Source organism: Amycolatopsis sp. NPDC024027 (assembly GCF_040638975.1).
GTDB lineage: Bacteria > Actinomycetota > Actinomycetes > Mycobacteriales > Pseudonocardiaceae > Amycolatopsis.
The window spans coordinates 280,597-299,324 of sequence record NZ_JBEZYY010000007.1; the positions used below are offsets into that span (position 1 = coordinate 280,597).

20 protein-coding genes are annotated in these 18,728 nt (G+C 72.8%); 11 read left to right on the forward strand and 9 right to left on the reverse strand.

Annotated elements, in window-relative coordinates:
- Positions 1 to 14 precede the first annotated feature (14 nt).
- A complete protein-coding gene (locus tag AB0F52_RS20090; protein WP_360172757.1) occupies positions 15 to 899 on the forward strand; it encodes a transglutaminase-like domain-containing protein in 885 nt (294 codons plus the stop codon).
- Here the strand turns inward: AB0F52_RS20090 and AB0F52_RS20095 are convergent.
- The 3 genes from AB0F52_RS20095 to AB0F52_RS20105 all read right to left on the reverse strand — a co-directional run bounded on the left by AB0F52_RS20095 (position 856) and on the right by AB0F52_RS20105 (position 4,047).
- Positions 856 to 1,758 carry a LysR family transcriptional regulator gene (locus AB0F52_RS20095; RefSeq protein WP_360172760.1) on the reverse strand — a complete coding sequence of 301 codons (903 nt, stop codon included), beginning with the start codon at positions 1,756 to 1,758 and terminating at the stop codon, positions 856 to 858. The genes AB0F52_RS20090 and AB0F52_RS20095 overlap by 44 nt on opposite strands.
- A 794-nt stretch (positions 1,759 to 2,552) precedes the next feature.
- Complete coding sequence (locus tag AB0F52_RS20100; protein ID WP_360172763.1) at positions 2,553 to 3,212, reverse strand: TetR/AcrR family transcriptional regulator; 660 nt, start codon at positions 3,210 to 3,212, stop codon at positions 2,553 to 2,555.
- A 16-nt stretch (positions 3,213 to 3,228) separates the two neighbouring features.
- Positions 3,229 to 4,047, reverse strand: a complete 819-nt coding sequence (locus AB0F52_RS20105) for a methyltransferase domain-containing protein (protein ID WP_360172766.1) — start codon at positions 4,045 to 4,047, stop codon at positions 3,229 to 3,231.
- Between the two features lie 190 nt (positions 4,048 to 4,237).
- Here AB0F52_RS20105 and AB0F52_RS20110 point away from each other — a divergent pair, with 190 nt between their 5' ends.
- Positions 4,238 to 4,825: a dihydrofolate reductase family protein gene (locus AB0F52_RS20110; protein WP_360172769.1), complete on the forward strand. Its 588-nt coding sequence runs from the start codon at positions 4,238 to 4,240 to the stop codon at positions 4,823 to 4,825.
- Here the strand turns inward: AB0F52_RS20110 and AB0F52_RS20115 are convergent.
- The gene (locus AB0F52_RS20115) at positions 4,815 to 5,669 is read right to left on the reverse strand and encodes a sigma-70 family RNA polymerase sigma factor (RefSeq protein ID WP_360172772.1); all 855 of its coding nucleotides are present in this window, start codon (positions 5,667 to 5,669) and stop codon (positions 4,815 to 4,817) included. The genes AB0F52_RS20110 and AB0F52_RS20115 overlap by 11 nt on opposite strands.
- A 64-nt stretch (positions 5,670 to 5,733) precedes the next feature.
- Here AB0F52_RS20115 and AB0F52_RS20120 point away from each other — a divergent pair, with 64 nt between their 5' ends.
- Positions 5,734 to 6,783 (forward strand): alkene reductase, encoded by a 1,050-nt coding sequence (locus AB0F52_RS20120; protein ID WP_360172775.1) that lies wholly within the window; start codon positions 5,734 to 5,736, stop codon positions 6,781 to 6,783.
- Here AB0F52_RS20120 and AB0F52_RS20125 read toward each other — a convergent pair.
- From AB0F52_RS20125 to AB0F52_RS20135, 3 genes are read right to left on the reverse strand one after another with little or no spacing between them, the layout of a single operon-like run.
- The gene (locus tag AB0F52_RS20125) at positions 6,741 to 7,139 is read right to left on the reverse strand and encodes a nuclear transport factor 2 family protein (protein ID WP_360172778.1); all 399 of its coding nucleotides are present in this window, start codon (positions 7,137 to 7,139) and stop codon (positions 6,741 to 6,743) included. The genes AB0F52_RS20120 and AB0F52_RS20125 overlap by 43 nt on opposite strands.
- 55 nt (positions 7,140 to 7,194) lie before the next feature.
- Positions 7,195 to 7,533, reverse strand: a complete 339-nt coding sequence (locus AB0F52_RS20130) for a VOC family protein (RefSeq protein ID WP_360172781.1) — start codon at positions 7,531 to 7,533, stop codon at positions 7,195 to 7,197.
- A 10-nt stretch (positions 7,534 to 7,543) separates the two neighbouring features.
- On the reverse strand, positions 7,544 to 7,864 hold the full coding sequence (locus AB0F52_RS20135; protein WP_360172784.1) for a DUF6223 family protein: 321 nt from the start codon (positions 7,862 to 7,864) through the stop codon (positions 7,544 to 7,546).
- Between the two features lie 192 nt (positions 7,865 to 8,056).
- On the opposite strand from AB0F52_RS20135, the gene AB0F52_RS20140 reads away from it, so the two are divergent.
- The 3 genes from AB0F52_RS20140 to AB0F52_RS20150 are packed head-to-tail and all read left to right on the forward strand — an operon-like array spanning position 8,057 to position 10,478.
- Positions 8,057 to 9,157, forward strand: coding sequence for a histidine kinase (locus tag AB0F52_RS20140; RefSeq protein ID WP_360172787.1), 1,101 nt, complete (start codon positions 8,057 to 8,059; stop codon positions 9,155 to 9,157).
- Complete coding sequence (locus tag AB0F52_RS20145; RefSeq protein WP_360172790.1) at positions 9,154 to 9,804, forward strand: response regulator transcription factor; 651 nt, start codon at positions 9,154 to 9,156, stop codon at positions 9,802 to 9,804. Before AB0F52_RS20140 ends, AB0F52_RS20145 begins: the two co-directional genes overlap by 4 nt.
- Positions 9,801 to 10,478: a DNA alkylation repair protein gene (locus AB0F52_RS20150; protein ID WP_360172793.1), complete on the forward strand. Its 678-nt coding sequence runs from the start codon at positions 9,801 to 9,803 to the stop codon at positions 10,476 to 10,478. Before AB0F52_RS20145 ends, AB0F52_RS20150 begins: the two co-directional genes overlap by 4 nt.
- Here the strand turns inward: AB0F52_RS20150 and AB0F52_RS20155 are convergent.
- Complete coding sequence (locus AB0F52_RS20155) at positions 10,451 to 11,479, reverse strand: C40 family peptidase (RefSeq protein ID WP_360172796.1); 1,029 nt, start codon at positions 11,477 to 11,479, stop codon at positions 10,451 to 10,453. The two genes, AB0F52_RS20150 and AB0F52_RS20155, sit on opposite strands and share 28 nt — an antisense overlap.
- Positions 11,480 to 11,560: 81 nt before the next feature.
- Between AB0F52_RS20155 and AB0F52_RS20160 the strand changes: the two genes are divergently transcribed.
- From AB0F52_RS20160 to AB0F52_RS20180, 5 genes are all read left to right on the forward strand, one after another.
- A complete protein-coding gene (locus AB0F52_RS20160) occupies positions 11,561 to 12,358 on the forward strand; it encodes a biotin--[acetyl-CoA-carboxylase] ligase (protein WP_360172799.1) in 798 nt (265 codons plus the stop codon).
- A gap of 85 nt (positions 12,359 to 12,443) precedes the next feature.
- Positions 12,444 to 13,037 carry a PH domain-containing protein gene (locus AB0F52_RS20165; RefSeq protein WP_360172802.1) on the forward strand — a complete coding sequence of 198 codons (594 nt, stop codon included), beginning with the start codon at positions 12,444 to 12,446 and terminating at the stop codon, positions 13,035 to 13,037.
- Positions 13,037 to 13,966 carry a hydroxymethylglutaryl-CoA lyase gene (locus tag AB0F52_RS20170; RefSeq protein ID WP_360172805.1) on the forward strand — a complete coding sequence of 310 codons (930 nt, stop codon included), beginning with the start codon at positions 13,037 to 13,039 and terminating at the stop codon, positions 13,964 to 13,966. Before AB0F52_RS20165 ends, AB0F52_RS20170 begins: the two co-directional genes overlap by 1 nt.
- Before the next feature lie 103 nt (positions 13,967 to 14,069).
- Positions 14,070 to 15,056 carry a TNT domain-containing protein gene (locus tag AB0F52_RS20175; protein ID WP_360172808.1) on the forward strand — a complete coding sequence of 329 codons (987 nt, stop codon included), beginning with the start codon at positions 14,070 to 14,072 and terminating at the stop codon, positions 15,054 to 15,056.
- Positions 15,056 to 15,316, forward strand: a complete 261-nt coding sequence (locus AB0F52_RS20180; protein ID WP_003105220.1) for a hypothetical protein — start codon at positions 15,056 to 15,058, stop codon at positions 15,314 to 15,316. Before AB0F52_RS20175 ends, AB0F52_RS20180 begins: the two co-directional genes overlap by 1 nt.
- 25 nt (positions 15,317 to 15,341) lie before the next feature.
- Here the strand turns inward: AB0F52_RS20180 and AB0F52_RS20185 are convergent, their stop codons facing one another.
- Positions 15,342 to 18,602 carry a GH92 family glycosyl hydrolase gene (locus AB0F52_RS20185; protein WP_360172813.1) on the reverse strand — a complete coding sequence of 1,087 codons (3,261 nt, stop codon included), beginning with the start codon at positions 18,600 to 18,602 and terminating at the stop codon, positions 15,342 to 15,344.
- Positions 18,603 to 18,728 lie beyond the last annotated feature (126 nt).

An 18,728-nucleotide genomic window follows, 5' to 3' on the forward strand; every position in this document is an offset into this window, starting at 1 on the left:
CTAGCGTCGGGCCCATGGACGACTTCTACGTCAGCCACAGCCGGTTCAGCGACCCGGGCCCGCACGCGGACTGGCTCGACGCCACCCCGGCCGACCTCGCCGTCCTGCGGGAAGCGGCGTCCCAGCTGGTGTTCCACTACTGGGGTGCGGGCGCGATCACCGAGCACGGGTTTCCGGCCGCCCGCAACGACGAGATCACCCTGCGGTACGCCGCGGCCATGTGGGCGCGCCTGCGCGAGCTCGACCCGGCCCCACCTGGCGAGCCGCGGCCGCCGCTGCACCGGATCGTCGGCTGCTGCCGCGACTTCACGCTGCTGTTCGTCTCGATGGCCCGCCACCACGGCATCCCGGCCCGCGCCCGCGTCGGCTTCGCGAGCTACCTGATGCCCGGCTGGTACCTCGACCACGTCGTCGCCGAGGTCCGCACCGCCGACGGCTGGCACCTGGTCGAGCCCCAGCTCTCACCCGGCTTCCGCGACCCGGTGGACGACGTGGCTTTCGACCTCCTCGACGTGCCCCGCGACCGGTTCCTGACCGGCCCCGACGCGTGGACCGCCGTGCGCGCCGGCGAGCTCGACCCGGACCTGCTGGTCGTTTCGCCGGACCTGGACGTGCCGTTCCTGCGCGGGATCCCGTACGTGTGGCACAACCTCGTGCTGGACCTCGCCGCGCTCAACAAGCACGAGATGCTCCAGTGGGACGTCTGGGGCGCACTCGACGACTCCGCCACGCTCGCCCCGGCCACCGTCGCCCGTGCCGACGAGCTGGCCGAGCTGCTGGCCGACGCGGACGTCGAGCAGCTGCGGGTGGCCTTCGAGGCCGACGACGTCCGGGTGCCGCCGGTGATCCACACGGTCACCCCGCCGGGACAGCTCCCGGTCGAGGTAGTGCTTCGCTGACTTCGGTGGCGGTCCGCACGAACCGCGCGATCCGCGGGTCCCGCGCCCCGGCCGGCCAGGCGAGGGCCAGCGAGTACGGCGTCGCGTCGACAACCGGCCGGTAGACGACGTCGTCCCGCGAGCGCAGCTCGGCGACCGACGCGGGCAGCAACGCGACCGCCTGCCCGAGCGCGACTGCCTCCAGCAGCTGGGCGCTGTCGTGCACGATCGGTCCGGGGGTCACCGGTCCGCCGGTCACGTCCTGCCCGGACCAGTACGCCCGGTCCGCGGCCGAGGAGAGCGGCCAGCACGGCGTCGGCTGCCCGGCGAAGTCGGCGCAGGTCAGCACGGACCGGCCGGCGAGCTCGTGGCCCGGCGGCAGTGCGGCCACCCGCGGTTCGCTGAACAGCACCTCGACGTCCAGGCCGTGGTGGGTGCCGCCGTGGCAGCCGAGCACGGCCACGTCGGTCCGGCCGTCCCGCAGCATCTCCGTCTGTTCGCCGAACCCGCTGACCCGGAGGTCGACCGGATCCGGGTGCGCGTCGGCGATCCGCCGCAGCAGATCGGTCGCGACCCCCGGCTTCGCGGTGACGACCAGCGCCGGCGTCCGCTGCGCTGCCCGCCGCGTGCGCCGGACGGCCGCGGTGACGGCCTCCAGTGCCTTCGCCGACTCGACGAGGAGGACGGCGCCGGCCGGCGTCAGCGAGACGTGCCGGCTGGTGCGTTCGAAGAGCTGCACCCCGAGCCGCCGCTCCAGTAGCCGGATCGCCCGCGACAACGGTGGCTGCGCCATCCCGAGCCGCTCGGCGGCGCGCGAGAAGTTCAGCTCTTCGGCGACCGCGCGGAAATACCGCAGCTCACGGACCTCGACATCGTCCATACCGGGAGAGTATCGCGGCAGAGTCCACAGGTCTTTCCTTTTCTCTTTCGCGCATGGTGGGCTTGGTGTCGATAACTCCACAAAGGACGGACGCCGATGACGGAATCGCACGCGACAAGGAAGCGGTCCTGGGCTTCCTCCGGCCGGCCTGCACCGAGAAGCGCCCGGCCGACGCCTTCGCCGAGTACGTCGGCGATGGCTACGTCCAGCACAACCCCGACGCCCCGGCGAGCGCGGAGTGCAGGAGGTGCCGGAGACGACGGTGAGCGGCAACCCGATGATCTGGGTGGGTGGTCCTGGAAGGGGTGAAGGGGCTGTGCCGCTAGGCGGGCAAGCGCCGGTCCGGTCCGGGCCGGACCCGGCCGCGGTCGAGCGGCGGGTGGGGCTTCCACCTCTCAGGACAGCACGCCTCGGCGATCGCGCCCGGCTTAACTGGGCCGGCGGAAAGGCGCTGCGCAACCCGGGACACCAGCCGGCTGCGCCCAGCCAGCCGGGTGGGAGACGTCCTACCGTCCGGAACACCACCGCTCGGCAGCTGCGCCTACCGGCTGGGCGGCTGGCGGCCTTCTGGGGAAGTCACGCTGCGGCGACTGCGCCTGGCTTGGCTGGGGCGGGAGGCCGTGGCTGGCTTGGTTAGGGCGGGATGCCGTGGGCGGCTTGGTTAGGGCGGAAGGCCGTGGCTGGCTTGGCTGGGGCGGGAGGTCATGCCCCGGCGACCGCGCCCGGCCGGTTGGGCGCGCCCTCCTTCGGGAGTCACACCTCGGCGATAGCGCCCGGCTTCGTCGGCCGGGACGTCACGCCTCGGCGACCGTGCCCGGGTCGTCGTCCGCCGGTTCGGTCTCCCTCGGCGCGATGCCGTGGAGCGCCGCGCTCACCACCGAGTTCACCGGTGGCGGGTCGAGGGGTGCCGTGTGCGGGAAGACCGTCGTGAGCACCGAGGCGTGGCAATAGCCGACCAGCATGGCCGCCGTTGCGTCCACTTCGGACTCCGGCCGCAGGCGGCCCAGTGCGCGTTCCGCTTCGAGGTAGGCCACCAGCCGATCGCGCCAGTGGCCGGACCACTCGCTGATCTCCGCGAACCGCTCCAGCACCCTGGGCTGCGAGACCAGGCCGCTGAACGCCGGCACGAGCGCCTTGTGCAGCGCCAAGCCGAACTCCACGTGGCGGCGGAGGTTCCCGAAGAGGACGCCTTCACCGGGCACCGGCAACTCGCCCAGCTCCGCCTCCGTCGTGCGCACGTGCTCCAGCAGGGCCCGGGCCACCAGTTCCTCCTTGTCGGAGAAGTGGTTGTAGAGCACGCCGTCGGCGACGCCCGCCATGCGCGCGATCTCCCGCACGGTCATGCCGGTCGTGCCGTGCGTGGCGATCATCTTCTGCGCGGTCTCGAGCAGCAGGTCGTGCAGTGACTGCCCGTCCTGCTGGGCGGCGGCTTTCCTCGGTGACATCACCGCCATCGTACGGGCGCCCCCGCTACGGCCTCCTTCCCGTGACCAGCCACGCCGTGCCGCGCAGCCGGACCGCGTCCTGACCCGCGAACGGCTCGAGCGCCTCCGCGAGGGCTTCGGCCGCCTTGGCCGCCGTCGCGCTGTCGAGCCGGTCCAGGTGGTGGCGGACCGGGCCCCAGTCCGCCATGAACCGGGCCGCGTCGGGGACGTCACGGCCCCAGACCTGGCCGGCCTCGACGCGGGTGCACACCACGTCTTCGAAGCCGGCTTCGGTCAGCACCGCCCTGGTCCGGTCCGGGTCCGCGAACGACGTCGGCCCGCTGCCGTCCGGCCCGGTCGGCTGCGGCAGGTAGGCCGCCATCGCGCCGAACACCCGGCCGAGGTCGGTGCCGGCCAGCGCCGTCATGCAGAGGAACGCGAGCCGGCCGCCGGAAGACAGCGCACGCCGGACGTTGCCGAACGCCGCCACCGGATCGGCGAAGAACATCACCCCGAACCGGCTGATCGCCAGGTCGAACCCGTCTTCGGCGAACGGGTGGACCTGGACGTCACCCTGCTCGAACGTCACGTTCGGCACCTCGGCCGCCCGCCTCCGCGCGGTCGCGAGCATCGGCCCGGACAGGTCGACGCCGATCGCGGACCGGGCCCGCGCCGCGGCGAGCCGTGTCAGCTGGCCGTTGCCGCAGCCGATGTCGAGCACGCGGTCGCCGGAATCCACCAGTTCGAGCAGGAAACCGTTGAACCCGCTGTTCACGGCGTCGTAGCGGTCGGCGTGCGTCGCCCAGTGCTCCCCTTCGTAGCCGTTCCACGCCTCGGCCTGTGCGGTGTTGACGATCCCGGTCATCCCCAGTCCCTCCGTTATGAACACACGTTCATGAACATGTGTTCATGCTGCCGTCGCGGCCACCGGCTGTCAAGGCATCGGCCACCCGCCGCCGGATGTCGGCCAGGTGGCAGATCTTCCCGGCGGGCGAACGCGGAAGACTTCTCCTCATCAGGGCAAAACGCCTCTGACCAGCCAAAAGGAGATCGAAATGGCCGACGTCATCGCCAACATGTCCATGTCCCTCGACGGCTTCGTGGCCGACCCGGAAGACCGCATCGATCACCTGTTCGAGTGGTTCGGCAACGGCGACGTCGAGGTCCCCACCGCCGTCGACTGGGCCACCTTCAAGACCTCCGAAGCCAGCGCGAAGATGCTGCGCGCGGCGATGGAGAACGTCGGCGCGCTGATCACCGGCCGCCGCCTGTTCACCCTCACCCAGGGCTGGGGCGGTGCGCACCCGATGGGCGTCCCGGTCTTCGTCGTCACCCACGAGGAGCCCGCGGACTGGCCGCACCCGGACGCGCCGTTCACCTTCGTCACCGACGGCCTCGAAAGCGCCGTCGAGCAGGCCAAGAAGACCGCCGGCGACAAGACCGTCGCGGTCGCCAGCACGACGATCGCCCAGCAGTGCCTCAACCTCGGCCTGCTCGACGGCGTCCAGGTCGACCTGATCCCGGTCCTGCTCGGCTCCGGCGTCCGCTTCTTCGACCACCTCGACGCCACCACGAAGCTGACCGACCCGGAGGTCACCGAGGGCACCGGCGTGACGCACCTGTCCTACCGGATCAAGCGCTGAGGAGCGTGACGTGCAGCGCGGCGAGGCGGGCGGGGTCGGCGATCACCTCATACGCCGCCACCCGCTCGCCGTCGACTGCCACGGCCAAGGCGAGCACCAGCCGGCCGCGGGGCGCGACGACGACGCCGACCGCGCCGTCGACCAGGGCCGTTTCGGCGAACCGGGCCCGGTTCCCGAACACCTGCGTCTCCTCGGCCACCGCGCGGGCCCCCCGCGTCTCGAGGGCCGCGCCCGCCGGCAGCGCGGCCGCGTCGGCGCGGCGCACGACGTCCGGGGCCAGCACGTCGAGCAGGGCGGCGAGGTCGCCGCCGCGGGCGGCGGCCAGGAACGCGTCGACCACCCGGCGGTGCCGGGCCAGGTCGGCCGGGGGCAGCGGGGAGGTGCCCCGGACCCGGTGCCGCGCGCGGCTCGCCAGCTTCTTCGCCGCCACCGGCGTGCGGTCCAGCACCGGGGCGATCCGGTCGAACGGCACGGCGAACAGGTCGTGCAGCACGAACGCGATCCGCTCGGCCGGCCCGAGTGCGGCCAGCACGACGAGCAGCGCGCGGCCCACCGCGTCGGCGAGCGCGGCTTCGTCCGCCGGATCGGCGTCGTCCACCGGCTCCGGGAACACCTCGAACGGCTCCTCGCGGCGGGTTTTCCGCGAACGCAGGACGTCGAGGCAGACGCGGGACACGACCGTGGTCAGCCAGGCCGCCAGGTTGTCGACCGGGTCGGCCCGGTTCAGCCGCAGCCACGCTTCCTGCACGGCGTCGTCCGCTTCGGCCGCCGAGCCGAGCATCCGGTAGGCCAGCCCGCGCAGCCGGCCGCGTTCGGCCTCGAAGTCCGCCGCCAGGTCCTCCATCGGTCACCTTTCGCTCGCGTCCACCGTCGCCTCCTCGACGTATCCCCGCGACCGGAGGTGACCGATGAGCTTGCTGACCCCTGCCGACCTGGACGGCCGGCGCCTGCCGAACCGCGTCGTCGTGGCACCGACGACCCGGGCGCGCGTCCCCGGTGGCGTGCCCGGCGACCTCCAGGCCGCCTACTACGCGCAGCGCGCCGGCGCCGGGCTCATCGTCGCCGAAGGCACTTGGGTGAGCGAACGGGCCATCGGCTTCTCGGACGTCCCGGGGATCTACACCGAAGCACAGGTTGCCGGCTGGCGGCGGGTCACGGACGTCGTGCACGCGCTCGGCGGCCGGATCGTGCTGCAGCTGTGGCACGCCGGAGCCGTTTCGCACCCGGACTTCCTCGGCGGGCTGCCCGCGGGGCCCTCGGCCGTGAACCCCGACGAGCCGGTGTACCCGGCGTCCGGACGGCGCCGCACCGGCACCCCGCGCGAGCTGAGCGTGGCCGAGATCCGGGCCACGGTCGCGGATTACGGCGCGGCGGCCGAGAAGGCGCACCGCGCCGGGTTCGACGGCGTCGAGATCGCCGCCAACGGCGTGTACCTGCTCGCGCAGTTCCTGCACCCGCGGCTCAACCACCGCACCGACGCCTACGGCGGCTCACCGGCCGCGCGCCGCAGGTTGCTCGCCGAGGTCGTCGACGCGGCCGCCGCACACGGCCGGGTCGGTGTCCGGCTTTCGCCGTGGTGGACCGGCGGACTGTTCACTGTGGACGAAGCACTCCGCGCCGAGTACGACGAACTGGTCGCCGGCCTCGCCGCGGACTACCTGCACCTCCGGGGTCCCGACGCCGGGCCGGACTTCGCGGCCTTCGCCCGCTACCGGGAGCTGTTCGGCGGCCCGTTGATCGTCAACAACGGCTTCGACCGCGAGACGGGCGACGCGGTGATCGAGGCCGGCATCGCCGACGCGGTTTCGTACGCCCGGCACTTCATCGCGAACCCGGACCTGGTGACGCGGTTCGCGCTCGGCCTGCCGACCGCGCCGGCCGACCCCGCGACGTACTACGGCGGCGGGGCCGCCGGTTACGTCGAGCAGGCGGCCGCGATGGCGGCACTGTCCCAGTAGAACGGGCGGACTTCGGTGATGCGGCCACCGGCCACGGTGATCGTCTGGAGGATCGGGAACTCGAGCTCGCGACCGGTGGCGCGGGCCCGGGCGCGCACGTTCGTCAGCACGACGAGCGGGGATGTCGTGGCGAGGAACGCCTGGTCCACGAAGTCGAAGGCCTCCCACGTGCGGCTCATCGCCGCGAAGAACCGCCGCAGGCCGTCGTGGCCGCGCCAGGCTCCGCCGTACGGCAGGCCTTCGGCCTGGTGCAGCACGAAGTCCGCGGCGAAGAACCGCCGCAGCGGGGCGAAGTCGCCGGTGGCGAAGTACTCGGCTTCGGCGGCGTACATGCCTTCGAGAACGGAGACGCTCATGATGATCACCATGGCGCACCGGTGAGCGGGCCACCGGCGGAAACCGGACGTCGCGTCAGGCGTCCGGGCACCACACCGCCAGCTCGCTCCCGCCGGGCTCGCGGAAGTGGAAGCGGCGTCCGCCCGGGAAGGCGAACGGTTCCTTCGTCACCACGCCGCCCGCTGCCGCCACCGCCTCGCGGGCCGCCGTCAGGTCGTCCGTGCGGATCGTGAGCAGCGGCGCGCTGGTCTGTTCGTCCGCGGCCGATTGGAACCCCAAGGTGAGGCCGGCGCCCCGGACGTCGGTGTAGTCCGGGCCGTACGGTGTCACCGCCCAGCCGAACGCGCGCTCGAAGAACTTCCCGGACGCCGCGGCGGACGTGGACGGGAACTCGGCGAAGTCGATTTCGTACATGCCCCCGACGCTAGCGGCGACCACCGACAAAACCGCGCGAGCGGGCCATCGACAGCCCGCCGAGGACGAGGGCGACCGCGCCGATCACCAGGTCCACGTAGCCCCCGACGATCCCGTAGCCGGTGCCGGGCCCGCCTTTCGCGGCGGCCACCACCCAGCCGCCGATCACGACGGAAGCCAGGCCACCGGCCAGGGCCACGACGGCTCCGCGGCCGCGGGCCAGTGCCCGCCCGCCCGCGACGACCCCCGCGACCCCGAGCACGACGGCGATCAGGGACCAGAGCCGTCCCGGGGTGAGGTCGTAGGAACCGGCCGCGGCGAGGACGTTCATGAGGTGCTCCTTCGGTTCGGATCGGACGCCGGAAGCATGTCCGCCGGACCCGCCGTCCGTCGTGGTGCGCGAGCAGACACTTCGCGCTGCCGCGGACGCCGCAGGAGCCGGCCGGGCTACCGCAGCTGCGGTAGCCCGGAACTGCTCTTCGTGCGGGACTTCGCCGGGCGGTCACCCGGTTAGGGTTCAGGGGTGAGCCGCGCGCAAGTCCTCGACGGGGTGATCGCCGCCGGCGTCGCGGTGGCCCTGGTGGTCGCCGGGGTGTCCGGCGCGCACCGCATCCCGGAGCTCGACGTCCTGGGGTACGCGGCGCTGGCCGCCGGTGGGCTGGCGCTGGCCGCGCGCCGCCGGGCGCCGATCGCCGTGCTGGCCGCGACCGCGGTCTGCGCGCTCGCGTACCAGCTCGCCGGCTTCGAAGTGCCCGTCGTCGCCTACCTCTTCGCCGTGTACGCCGCCGTCCGCGCGGGACACCGGATCGCCGCGGTGGCCGCTTCGGTGCTGATGCTGGCCGCGATCCCGCTCGCGCTCCTGGCTTCGGGCGTGGCCGACACGGGCGCGGCGTTCACGCAGTCGCGGGACGTCCTCCAGCTGGCGTGGCTGATCGCCGCCGGGGCGGCGGGGGAGGCGTTGCGCCAGGCCGAGCGCCGCGCCGACGAAGCCGAACGCACCCGCGAGGAAACCGCGCGGCGGCGCGCGGACGAGGAACGGCTGCACATCGCGCGGGAGCTGCACGATTCGCTCACCCACCAGATCTCCGTCATCAAGGTGCAGGCCGAAGTCGCCGTCCACCTGGCCCGCAAGCGCGGCGAAGACGTGCCCGACGCGCTGCTGGCGATCCGCGACGCCGGCCGCGAGGCGGCGCGGGAACTGCGGGCGACCCTGGAGGCGTTGCGCGACGACGACAAGGATCCGCCGCGCGGGCTCGACGACGTGCCGGACCTCGTGCGCCGCGCCCGGACCACCGGTCTCGACGCGCGGCTGACGGTCGAGGGCCGGTGCGACGGCGTGCCGGCCGCGGTCGGCCGGACCGCCTACCGGATCGTCCAGGAGTCGCTCACCAACGTCGCCCGGCACGCCGCCGCGGCCACCGCGTCGGTCCGGATCGACCACCGGCCCGGCACGCTGGTCATCCGGGTGGACGACGACGGCCAGGCCACCGTGGACAGTGCCCCGGGCGTCGGCCTGACCGGGATGCGCGAGCGCGTCACGGCGCTGGGCGGCCGGCTCCAGGCCGGGCCTCGCCGTGAAGGCGGCTTCAGCGTCCAGGCCGAACTGCCGGTGGACCCCGCGTGATCCGCGTCCTGCTGGCCGACGACCAGCCGCTCATCCGCAGCGGGTTCCGCGCGCTGCTCGACGTCGAGGCCGACATCGAGGTGGTCGCCGAAGCGGGCGATGGCGGCGAGGCGGTGCGGCTCGCGCTGGCGCACCTGCCGGACATCGCGCTCCTCGACGTCCAGATGCCCGGCGTCGACGGCATCGAGGCGACCCGGCGCATCGCCGCGCACCCGGCGCTGGCCGCGGTGCACGTCGTCATCCTGACCAACTACGGCCTGGACGAGTACGTCTTCGAGGCGCTGCGCGCGGGCGCGGCCGGGTTCCTGGTCAAGGACATCCAGCCGGAGGACTTCCTGCACGCGGTGCGCGTCGCGGCCCGCGGGGACGCCCTGCTGGCGCCGTCGATCACCCGCAAGCTGATCGACCGGTACGTGACCCAGCCGCTCGTCCCCGGCGCGGGGCTGGCGGAGCTGACGAACCGGGAACGCGAAGCCGTTGCGCTCGTCGCGAGGGGGCTGTCGAACGAGGAGATCGCCGGGCGGATGGTGATCAGCCCGCTCACCGCGAAGACGCACGTCAACCGGGCCATGATGAAGCTGCACGCGCGCGACCGGGCGCAGCTGGTGGTGTTCGCCTACGAATCGGGGCTGGTGGTGCCGCGGTGAGTGGAGTCACCGAGGTCATGGCCGAGCTGGCCGCGCTCGCCGACCCCAGGATCCGCGCGGTGAACGAGAACCACGGCGACGACCACGGGGTGAACCTCGGCAAGCTGCGCGCGCTGGCGAAGCAGCTGAAGACGCAGCAGGAGCTCGCCCGCGAGCTCTGGGCCTCGGGCGACTCCGCCGCGCGCCTGCTGGCGATCCTGATCTGCCGCCCGAAGGCGTTCGAGCGCGACGAGCTGGACGCCATGGTGGGCGAGGCGCGCACGCCCAAGGTGCTCGACTGGCTCGTGAACTATGTGGTGAAGAAGAGCCCGCACGCCGAGCAGCTGCGCGTGGCCTGGTCCGCCGACCCGGACCCGGTGGTCGCGAGCGCCGGCTGGGCGCTGACCACCGAACGCGTGGTCAAGCGGCCCGAGGGGCTCGACCTCGCGGGGCTGCTCGACGTCATCGAAGCCGAGCTGAAAACCGCTCCCGACCGCCTGCAGTGGGCGATGAACAGCTGCCTGGCGCAGATCGGGATCGAGCACGCCGGGCTCCGCGCCCGGGCCGTCGCCATCGGGGAGCGCCTGGCGGTGCTGAAGGACTACCCGACGCCGCCGGGCTGCACGTCTCCGTTCGCGCCCGTCTGGATCGCCGAGGTGGTGCGTCGTCAGGCCGGGCGGCCCGCGCCCGCGTAGTCGTCGCCCTTCGAGTGGTACGTGTGGATCTGGATCGCCTGGCCCTCGGTCGGTGCGTTGATCATCAGGCCGTTGCCGAGGTACAGGCCGACGTGGTGGATGCGGGTGGCCGGGCTGCCGTAGAACACCAGGTCGCCCAGGCGGGGCTCCTGGGCGGCCGGCACCGGCGGAAGGGCGCGGAACTGGCTGTCCGCCGTCCGGGGGAGGGCGACGCCCGCGCTGTCGTACGACGCCTTCGTCAGGCCGGAGCAGTCGAAGCCCGCCGCGCCCGCGTCCGGGCCGTTGCCGCCCCAGACGTACGGGAGGCCGAGCTGGCCCAGCGCGAAGCGGGTCGCCCGGACGCGCGGCGAGCTCGCCGACGCCGGGTCGAGGGACAGCGTGGCGTACAGCTGGGCCATGCCGAGCACGCGCTGGCGGAACAGCTCGGTGTCACTGCCCGGGTGGTAGGCCGCGACGGCCTTCCACCAGCCGGGGCCGGCGCCGAGGTCGGTGCCGCCCGCGCACAGCGCCCGGCCGGCCGCCGCCGGTGCGTCGGAGCCGTACTTCCTGGTCTGCGCCGCCGTCAGGCCCAGCAGGTTGCCGCCACCCCGGCCGTGATCGGACGCCGCCGCGCCGACGCCCGCGAGCGTGACCCACGAGAGGTGGCACGACGGGTCTTCGCCGCGCAGCGCCAGCTCGCCGTTCGCGTAGCCGATCAGCGCGTCCGCGGGGATGTCGAGGGGACCGGCCAGCTGCTCGGCCCACTGCTGCAGCGGGCTCTTGCCGCCCTGGCCGGACGCGCCCTGGCCCGGCTCCTGCGCCTTCACCGGCGCGCTGACTTCGAGGACCGACGGGCCCGACGCCGCGTCGCGGACGACCGGCGGGGGAACCGGGGCGGCCGCGGGTTCCGGCGACCGGTCGGCCAGCAGCCAGCCCGCCGTGACGAGCCCGGCGACGAGCGGCAGCGCGACCAGGCCGCGCAGCGCAGCGCCGCGGGCCCACGAAGCCTGCTTGGTCGTCACGGGTTCCAACTTAGAAGAGCGCACCTCTTAGTGAACGAGCGAGTAGCTTGCACGTTAGGGGGACTCTCATATTGTGGGCACATGCCTGAGATCGACGCTGCCCGGCTCGCTGCGGCGCTCCAAGATCGTTACGCGAAGATCGACGTCGTCGAGCGCACCGGCTCCACCAACGCTGACCTGCGAAAAGCCCTCGAAAACGGCGCCGCCGACCGGACCGTTCTGCTCGCCGAAGAGCAGACCGCGGGCGTCGGCCGGCGGGCTCGTTCGTGGAGCTCGCCGAAGGGGGCCGGGCTGTACCTGAGCGTCGCGCTCCGGCCGGGTGTCCCCTTCTCGGTGCTCGGCTCACTGTCCGTCGTCGCCGGGCTCGCCGTTCGCGCGGCCGCTGCGTCCGTCGGGGTGGACGCCGTGCTCAAGTGGCCCAACGACGTCCTGGTCGACGGCGCGAAGTGCGCCGGCATCCTCGCCGAGGCCGTCGCCGGGGCCGACCCGTCGATCGTGCTCGGCATCGGCCTCAACGTCCTGCCCCTCGGCGACGTCCAGCCGGGGCCCGGCGGGCTGCCCGCGACGTCGCTGGCCGAGCGGGGTGCCACGAACACCGACCGCACCGACGTCGCGGTCGCGTTGCTCACCGGGTTCGACGACCTCGAGCGGCGCTGGCGCCTGGCCGGCGGCGACCTCACCGAGGCCGGCCTGCTCGGCGACTACCGCGCCCACTGCGCGACCCTCGGCCAGGACGTCGAGGTGCAGCTGCCGGACGGGTCGGCGCTCGTCGGGCGGGCCGCCGACATCGACGCCGCCGGGCAGCTGCAGGTCGACGTGGCGGGCGGCCAGCGGCACACCGTCTTCGCGGGTGACGTGGTCCACGTGCGTCCGGCCTGATTCTTCGGGGCGTTGCCCCCCACCGCCTCCTCGCTCGCCGGTACGGTGAGACGACACCGCCGCACCGACCTTGGGAGCGTCCGCCGTGGCTTATCCGGACGATTTGCTCAGCGAGCAAGAGCACGTCGTGGTGCACAGTCACCCCCACTTCAAGATGCTGATCTTCCCGACGCTCGCGCTGCTGGTCGCCCTGGGCGCGGGCACCTGGGGCGTGGTCATGACCAAGGACGCCGCGGCGCCGTGGAACTCGATCGGCCTGATCGCCATCGGGGTCGTCGTGCTGGTGCTGGTGGTGTGGCTGTTCCTGGCGCCGTTCGTCCGCTGGCGCACCACCCACTTCATCGTGACGACCGACCGGCTGATCGCCCGCGAGGGCGTCCTCAAGCGCACCGGCATCGACATCCCGATGGGCCGGATCAACAGCGTCCAGTTCGAGCACGGCCTGCTGGACCGGGTCTTCGGCTGCGGCACGCTCATCATCGAGTCGGCCTCCGACGAGCCGCTGCGCTTCGAGGACATCCCGCACGTCGAAAAGGTGCACACGGTCATCTACCGCGAGGTCAACGACAACCCGTACGACGACTACCGGCCGGGTGCCCCGCAGCAGCAGCCCCAGCAGACCACGCCCCTGCCGCCCCAGGGCGGCGGCCGGCCGCCGCGTGGCGAGAGACGCCGCTGATGGGCACGCGCGAGCTGGGCCTGCCCGAGCGGGTCCCCTCGGCGGGGGAGCTGCCGGACTCCGTCACGATCTGGGAGGTCGGCCCGCGCGACGGGCTGCAGAACGAGAAGACGATCGTCCCGGTCGAGGTCAAGCTGGAGTTCCTCGACCGGCTCGCGGGCGCCGGGCTCACCACGCTGGAGGCGACCAGCTTCGTCCACCCGAAGTGGGTGCCGCAGCTCGCCGACGCCGAGCAGCTGCTGGCCCGGCTCGACCGCCGCGCAGGCGTCCGGTACCCGGTGCTGGTCCCGAACGAGAAGGGCCTGAACCGGGCCCTCGAAGCCGGCGTCGAGCACATCGCGATCTTCGCCAGCGCGACGGAGACGTTCGCGCGCAAGAACCTCAACTCCTCGCTCGACGAACAGTTCGCGATGTTCGAGCCGGTCGTCACGCGAGCCCGGGAAGCGGGCTTGGCCGTCCGCGGCTACCTCTCGATGTGTTTCGGCGACCCCTGGGAAGGCGTCGTGCCGGCGAAGCAGGTCGCCGCCGCCGGCCGCCGCCTGCTGGACATGGGGTGCTCGCAGCTTTCACTGGGCGACACCATCGGCGTCGCGACGGCCGGACAGGTCGAAACGCTCATCGGGCTGTTCGACGACGTCGGTACTTTGGCCGTGCACTTCCACGACACCTACGGTCAAGCTCTCGCCAACACGCTCGCGGCGCTCCGATGTGGAGTGTCAACTGTGGACTCTTCGGCGGGCGGGCTCGGCGGCTGCCCGTACGCCGAATCGGCCACCGGGAACCTGGCGACCGAGGACCTGGTGTGGATGCTGGAGGGCCTCGGGGTGGCCACCGGTGTCGACTTGGACGCGCTGGTGGCGGCCAGCGTGTGGATGGCGGGACAGCTCGGCCGCCCGAGCCCGTCCCGCGTGGTCGCCGCATTGGGCTGACCTCGTCGCGCCCCCGGGGAAGGGGTGCGGTATCAAGGGGGACCGGCAGCGCCGCGGCCGCGTCGAACAGCGTGTGCCCCCCGGGCACCGACCGAGCCGGAGGATGGGTGTGACCGAGCCTTCCGAGGCGGGCTCCGAACCGGTCGAGGCCGACCTCGACACCGGGCCGGTGCAGCTGCCCGGGTACGGCCTGGCGGATTCGGGCGCCTTCGAAGAGGCCCCGACCCCGCCCTCGGGCAACCCCGCGGCCTGGCCGCACGCGGTGTCGCCGCTGCTGCCGCCGTTCCCGCTGCCCCCGGCCCCACCGGCCCCACCGACGCCGCCTCCGGCCCCCCTACCGCCGCCGGTGGCCGGGCCACCGCCGGTCGCGGGCCCGCCACCGAACCCGGGGTCACCCGTGCCGCTGCCGCCGCTCGGCTCGCCGCGCACGGAACGGGAAAGCATCGTCGCGCTGTTCCTGGTGCACATGTTCCCGATCGGGCACCTGCCGGTGGCGATGGACAAGCCGGCGCTTCAGCTGCCACTGCCCGAGGACCCCGACGGCTTCGCGCCGAACGACCACCCGGACGCCCGGCTGATCTTCGACGACCAGGCCCTGACCAACGTCACCGCGGGCTTCCGCCGCTCGCCGACCGCGCCGTCGCGGCCGGTGCCGCGGCACCTCACCGACGGGTACGTGCCGTACGCGCGCGCCACCCAAGCTGTCTGGATCCGCCGGTTCGTCGTCGGGCACAGCGAGCTCGGCCCCGAATACGCGTGGCCACCGGGCGAGCAGTTCCCCGAGAGCAGCGTCGACTGGCCCGAGCCGGTGATGGTCCCGGCCGACACGGTCCTCGACCGCTTCGGCCCGGCCTACGGGCGGGTGCTCTTCGCCGACGGGACGCCGTTCGCGGAGCGCTCGCTGCCGCCCGCCTTCCTGGACGCCGAGTACCGCCGGTACGTCGTGGTGCGCAAGGTGCCGATGTGGCGCTCGGAGACCGCGAACTGGTTCGGTCAGGTCGGCGGCGGCACGCGGTACCGTGCCCTGCTGGCGGCCGACGAACTGGTGACCCTCGGCTACCTCGCCGAGGCCAAGGGGGATGAGGACTGATGAACACCCAGTCGATCCAGCGGTGGCTCGGCGTGCTGGGCGTGCCGCCGGAGGTCGTCTCGCTCGGCGCCGAGGTCGACAACGCCTGGTGCCTGATGCAGGGCGAGGACGAGGCGTGGGAAGTGTTCTGGCGCGAGCAGGGCAACCGCTACGACTGGGCGCGCTTCACCAGCGAACAGGTGGCGTGCCACTACCTCTTCGGCCGGCTGGCCTGGGCCCAGGTCGCCCGCGGCGCCGTCGGCCTGCTGCCCGGGTCGTGACGGACGCACGACCCGGGCCACCGCCTCAGCTCACCGCGTAGGTGAAGACGTGCGCCTGCCCCGCGCCGGTCGAGGTGGGCAGGGTGATGCTGCGAACCTGCTTCGCCGGGTCGAGGGCGATCGGGGCCGTCGCGAACAGGTACGACGTGTACGGCCGCTGAAGCCGGAACATGTACCGCGGGAACGCCGAGTTCACGTACGGCACCTTCGCGACGACCGTGTTCCCGAACTGCGGCGTCTCCTCACCGCCCTTCAGCAGCCACTCCGACAACCCGAGTTGTGCCTGCTGGGCCGAGCCGTCGGTGTAGGTGACGGTCACGGTGCCCTGGGCGTCCGCGCCGGTCGCCGCGCCGAGGAACGACAGCTTCGACGCGCCCGCCGGAGCGTCCACCGCAAGCGTTTGCCCCGCCGCGATCACGTTGTCCGGTGACCCGGCCGGGCTCGACGGCCAGCGGAACTGCTGCCCGTTCGCGGTCACCGTCGCGCCCGGCGTGATGCCGTTCGCGGCGAAGCCCTGCGCCGAGTAGGAGAACGCGAACCCGCCCGGGTAGAGGTCGGTCTCGCCGAAGTCGCCGTACTGGACGAACTTGTCGTCGGTGACGCCGACGTTCGTGCTCGCCGCGGGCAGCGTCCCCGGCTTTCCGACGGTCACCGGCAGGACCGCGGGGACCGGTTGCCCGTCGAAGGTCACCGGCACGCTCGTGTACGCGTCGGCCATCCTGGGCGCGGCGGTGACCCGCACCTGCTGCGAGGCGGTGCCGTGCGCGCCCACGGCGAGCGTCCCGCTCGACGGCGTCACGGTGATCCCCGCCGGCGGCTTCGCCTGCCAGGACACCGTGCCCGCGCCGGTGATGCCTTCGGCGATCACCGTGGCGCCGGTGGCTCCGCCGGGCGCGACCGCGACCCGGCCCGGGCCGACCCGGCCGCGCACCGGAACTTCACCGTCGCGGAAGGACGGCGGGACGTCGGAAGCGCCCGACCCCCACGACGTCGGTGACGCGCCGAGCGTGAAGTCCAGCCGCCCGCCGTTCACCGCGAACGACTCCGGCAGCCACGGTTTCGTGCTCGGCCGGCCGTTCACCTTCAGGTTCTTCACGTACTTCACCGAGCTGGACGCGCCGGGCGCGGTGATCGTGATCCGCTGCCCGGTCGCCCGGGTCAGTGTGATCTTCGGGAACATCGGGCTGGCCAGCACCATTTCGGCGCGGCCGGGTGCCTCCGGGTACATCCCGAGCGCGGCGAAGACGTACCACGCCGACGTCGCCCCGAGGTCGTCGTTGCCCGGCAGGCCGTCTTCACCCGGCTTGAACAACAGCTCCGCCGAGCGGCGCACGATGTCCTGGGTCTTCGACGGCGCGCCCGCGTAGGCGTACTCCCACGGCACCTCGAACGACGGTTCGTTCGACATGAACGCGTACGGCGAGCTGGCGTCGCTGTTCAGCTTCGTGAAGAAGAAGTCGAGACGCTTCTTCACGGCGTCGTCGCCGCCCATCGCGTCGAAGAGGCCTCGGACGTTGTAGGGCACCATCCACGTGTACTGCGCCGCGTTCCCTTCCTGGTAGCGCATTTCCTGGTACTGCGCGGGGTCGAAGGGCGAGAGGAACTGGCCGTCGCGCATCCGGGTCTGCAGGTAGCCCGTCGCCGGGTTGTAGACGTTCTCCCAGTACTGGGCGCGGCTCATGAACCGGTGGTAGGTCCGCGGATCGCCGAGCCGCTGGGCGAGCTGCGCGATGCCGAAGTCCGCCGTCGTCTCCTCGAGCATGTCGGAGACGTTGTTCGGGTGGTAGCCCAGCGTCTGGTAGTCCGACAGGCCCGGGCGTTCGAGGGCTCGTTCGCCCGCCTGCTGGACACGGGTGGCGCCGTGCACCATCGACTTCAGGGCGCTTCGGGCGTCGAAGTCCGTGGCGCCGAAGGCGTACGTGCTGGCGATGATCGAGTGGTACGGATCGCCGCCCATCACGCCCATGAAGTCGTTGTTCTGCGACCAGCGGTCCCAGATCCCGCCCGCCTGATCCGCCTGGTTGAGCATCGACTGCGCCATGTCGGCGGCCTCGTGCGGGGCGAGCAGCGACAGCAGCTGGACCTCGTCGCGGTAGGTGTCCCAGCCGGAGAAGTTCGCGTACTGCGCGTGTCCCGGCTTGGCGTGGTGGATCGCCTTGTCGAACCCGGGATAGCGACCGTCCACATCGGAAAAGACGTTGGGCTGCATGAGGGTGTGGTACAGCGCGGTGTAGAACGTCTTCGTGGCCGCGTCCGTGCCGCCTTCGACGGCGATCTGCCGCAGCCGGTCGTTCCACGCCCGGCGTGCGTTGCCCTGCACGGTGCCGAAGGAGTCCTGACGCTGTTCGAGATCGGCGTTGAGCCGCGCCCCGGCCGCGTCCACATAGGACAGGCCGACCCGGACCTGGACCGGTTTCGCCGGGTCGAAGGTCAGGTAGGCGCCGGCGCCGCCCTCGGCGGTGACCACCTGCTTGTCCCACGTCGTCTTGCTCAGGTTGCCGCCGCGGGCGCTGGTGCCGCCGGGCGCCACGGTCGCGTCCTGCCAGGTCCCGGACGTGCGGAACGGCTGGTCGAAGGTGGCCTGGAAGTAGACCTTGTAGGTGTTCGGGCCGCGGCAGAAGTGGCCGCTGGAGACCCAGCCTTCGACGGTGCGCCGGGCCGGGTCGACGGTCACGGCGGCGTCGTCGCTGCCCATCGCGGACTGCGCGACGTCGATCAGCAGCGTGGCGGGGGCGTCCTTCGGGAAGGTGAAGCGGCCCAGGCCGGAGCGCTGGGTCGCGGTCAGCTCGGTGGTGACGCCCGAATCGGTCGTCACCTTGTAGTAGCCGGGTGACGCCGATTCGTTCGCGTGGCTGAAGGTGGGGAAGTACTTCGTGGCGTCGACGGCGGGAGACGTCGTCAGGGCGCCGGCGATCGGCAGGAACGGGACGTCGCCCGCCGCGCCGCCGCAGCCGGCGCCGTTGAAGTGGGTGAGGCTGAAGCCGCGGAGCCGGTTCTCTTCCCAGGCGTAGCCGCCGTCGCGGTCCCGGGCGTAATAGCGGCCCTGGCCGGCGGGTGGCTTGGGCTGCAGGGGCGTGTCGGGGCTCCACTGCACCATGCCGAACGGGACGTCGGCGCCGGGGAACGTGTCGCCGGCGTAGGTGTTGGTCTCGGGCGTGTCGCCGGCCTTCGCGCCGGCGAACGGGTTGACGTAGGCGGCGAAGTCTCGGTTCAGGGGTTCGGCGGCCGCCGGTGCGACCGCCGTGACGAGGGGGACGATCAAAGCCGCGGTGACGACTCTGCGCATGCTCTTCCTCCCGGGGTGAGCGGATCACCCCGGTTGACAACGTTGTCAGAAGACCGGGTGACCCGGCGAGCACCGTGAGTGAACCACTGCTGGTCCAGACCGGTCAAGAAGTGCTCGCCGGGCCGC

What these genes read in the sequence shown, in the direction of transcription:
- AB0F52_RS20090 (WP_360172757.1), top strand. Translation starts at nt 15, where the DNA reads ATGGACGACTTCTACGTCAGCCACAGCCGGTTCAGCGACCCGGGCCCG.
- AB0F52_RS20095 (WP_360172760.1), bottom strand. Translation starts at nt 1,758, where the DNA reads ATGGACGATGTCGAGGTCCGTGAGCTGCGGTATTTCCGCGCGGTCGCC.
- AB0F52_RS20100 (WP_360172763.1), bottom strand. Translation starts at nt 3,212, where the DNA reads ATGGCGGTGATGTCACCGAGGAAAGCCGCCGCCCAGCAGGACGGGCAG.
- AB0F52_RS20105 (WP_360172766.1), bottom strand. Translation starts at nt 4,047, where the DNA reads ATGACCGGGATCGTCAACACCGCACAGGCCGAGGCGTGGAACGGCTAC.
- AB0F52_RS20110 (WP_360172769.1), top strand. Translation starts at nt 4,238, where the DNA reads ATGGCCGACGTCATCGCCAACATGTCCATGTCCCTCGACGGCTTCGTG.
- AB0F52_RS20115 (WP_360172772.1), bottom strand. Translation starts at nt 5,669, where the DNA reads ATGGAGGACCTGGCGGCGGACTTCGAGGCCGAACGCGGCCGGCTGCGC.
- AB0F52_RS20120 (WP_360172775.1), top strand. Translation starts at nt 5,734, where the DNA reads ATGAGCTTGCTGACCCCTGCCGACCTGGACGGCCGGCGCCTGCCGAAC.
- AB0F52_RS20125 (WP_360172778.1), bottom strand. Translation starts at nt 7,139, where the DNA reads ATGAGCGTCTCCGTTCTCGAAGGCATGTACGCCGCCGAAGCCGAGTAC.
- AB0F52_RS20130 (WP_360172781.1), bottom strand. Translation starts at nt 7,533, where the DNA reads ATGTACGAAATCGACTTCGCCGAGTTCCCGTCCACGTCCGCCGCGGCG.
- AB0F52_RS20135 (WP_360172784.1), bottom strand. Translation starts at nt 7,864, where the DNA reads ATGAACGTCCTCGCCGCGGCCGGTTCCTACGACCTCACCCCGGGACGG.
- AB0F52_RS20160 (WP_360172799.1), top strand. Translation starts at nt 11,561, where the DNA reads ATGCCTGAGATCGACGCTGCCCGGCTCGCTGCGGCGCTCCAAGATCGT.
- AB0F52_RS20170 (WP_360172805.1), top strand. Translation starts at nt 13,037, where the DNA reads ATGGGCACGCGCGAGCTGGGCCTGCCCGAGCGGGTCCCCTCGGCGGGG.
- AB0F52_RS20175 (WP_360172808.1), top strand. Translation starts at nt 14,070, where the DNA reads ATGGGTGTGACCGAGCCTTCCGAGGCGGGCTCCGAACCGGTCGAGGCC.
- AB0F52_RS20180 (WP_003105220.1), top strand. Translation starts at nt 15,056, where the DNA reads ATGAACACCCAGTCGATCCAGCGGTGGCTCGGCGTGCTGGGCGTGCCG.
- AB0F52_RS20185 (WP_360172813.1), bottom strand. Translation starts at nt 18,602, where the DNA reads ATGCGCAGAGTCGTCACCGCGGCTTTGATCGTCCCCCTCGTCACGGCG.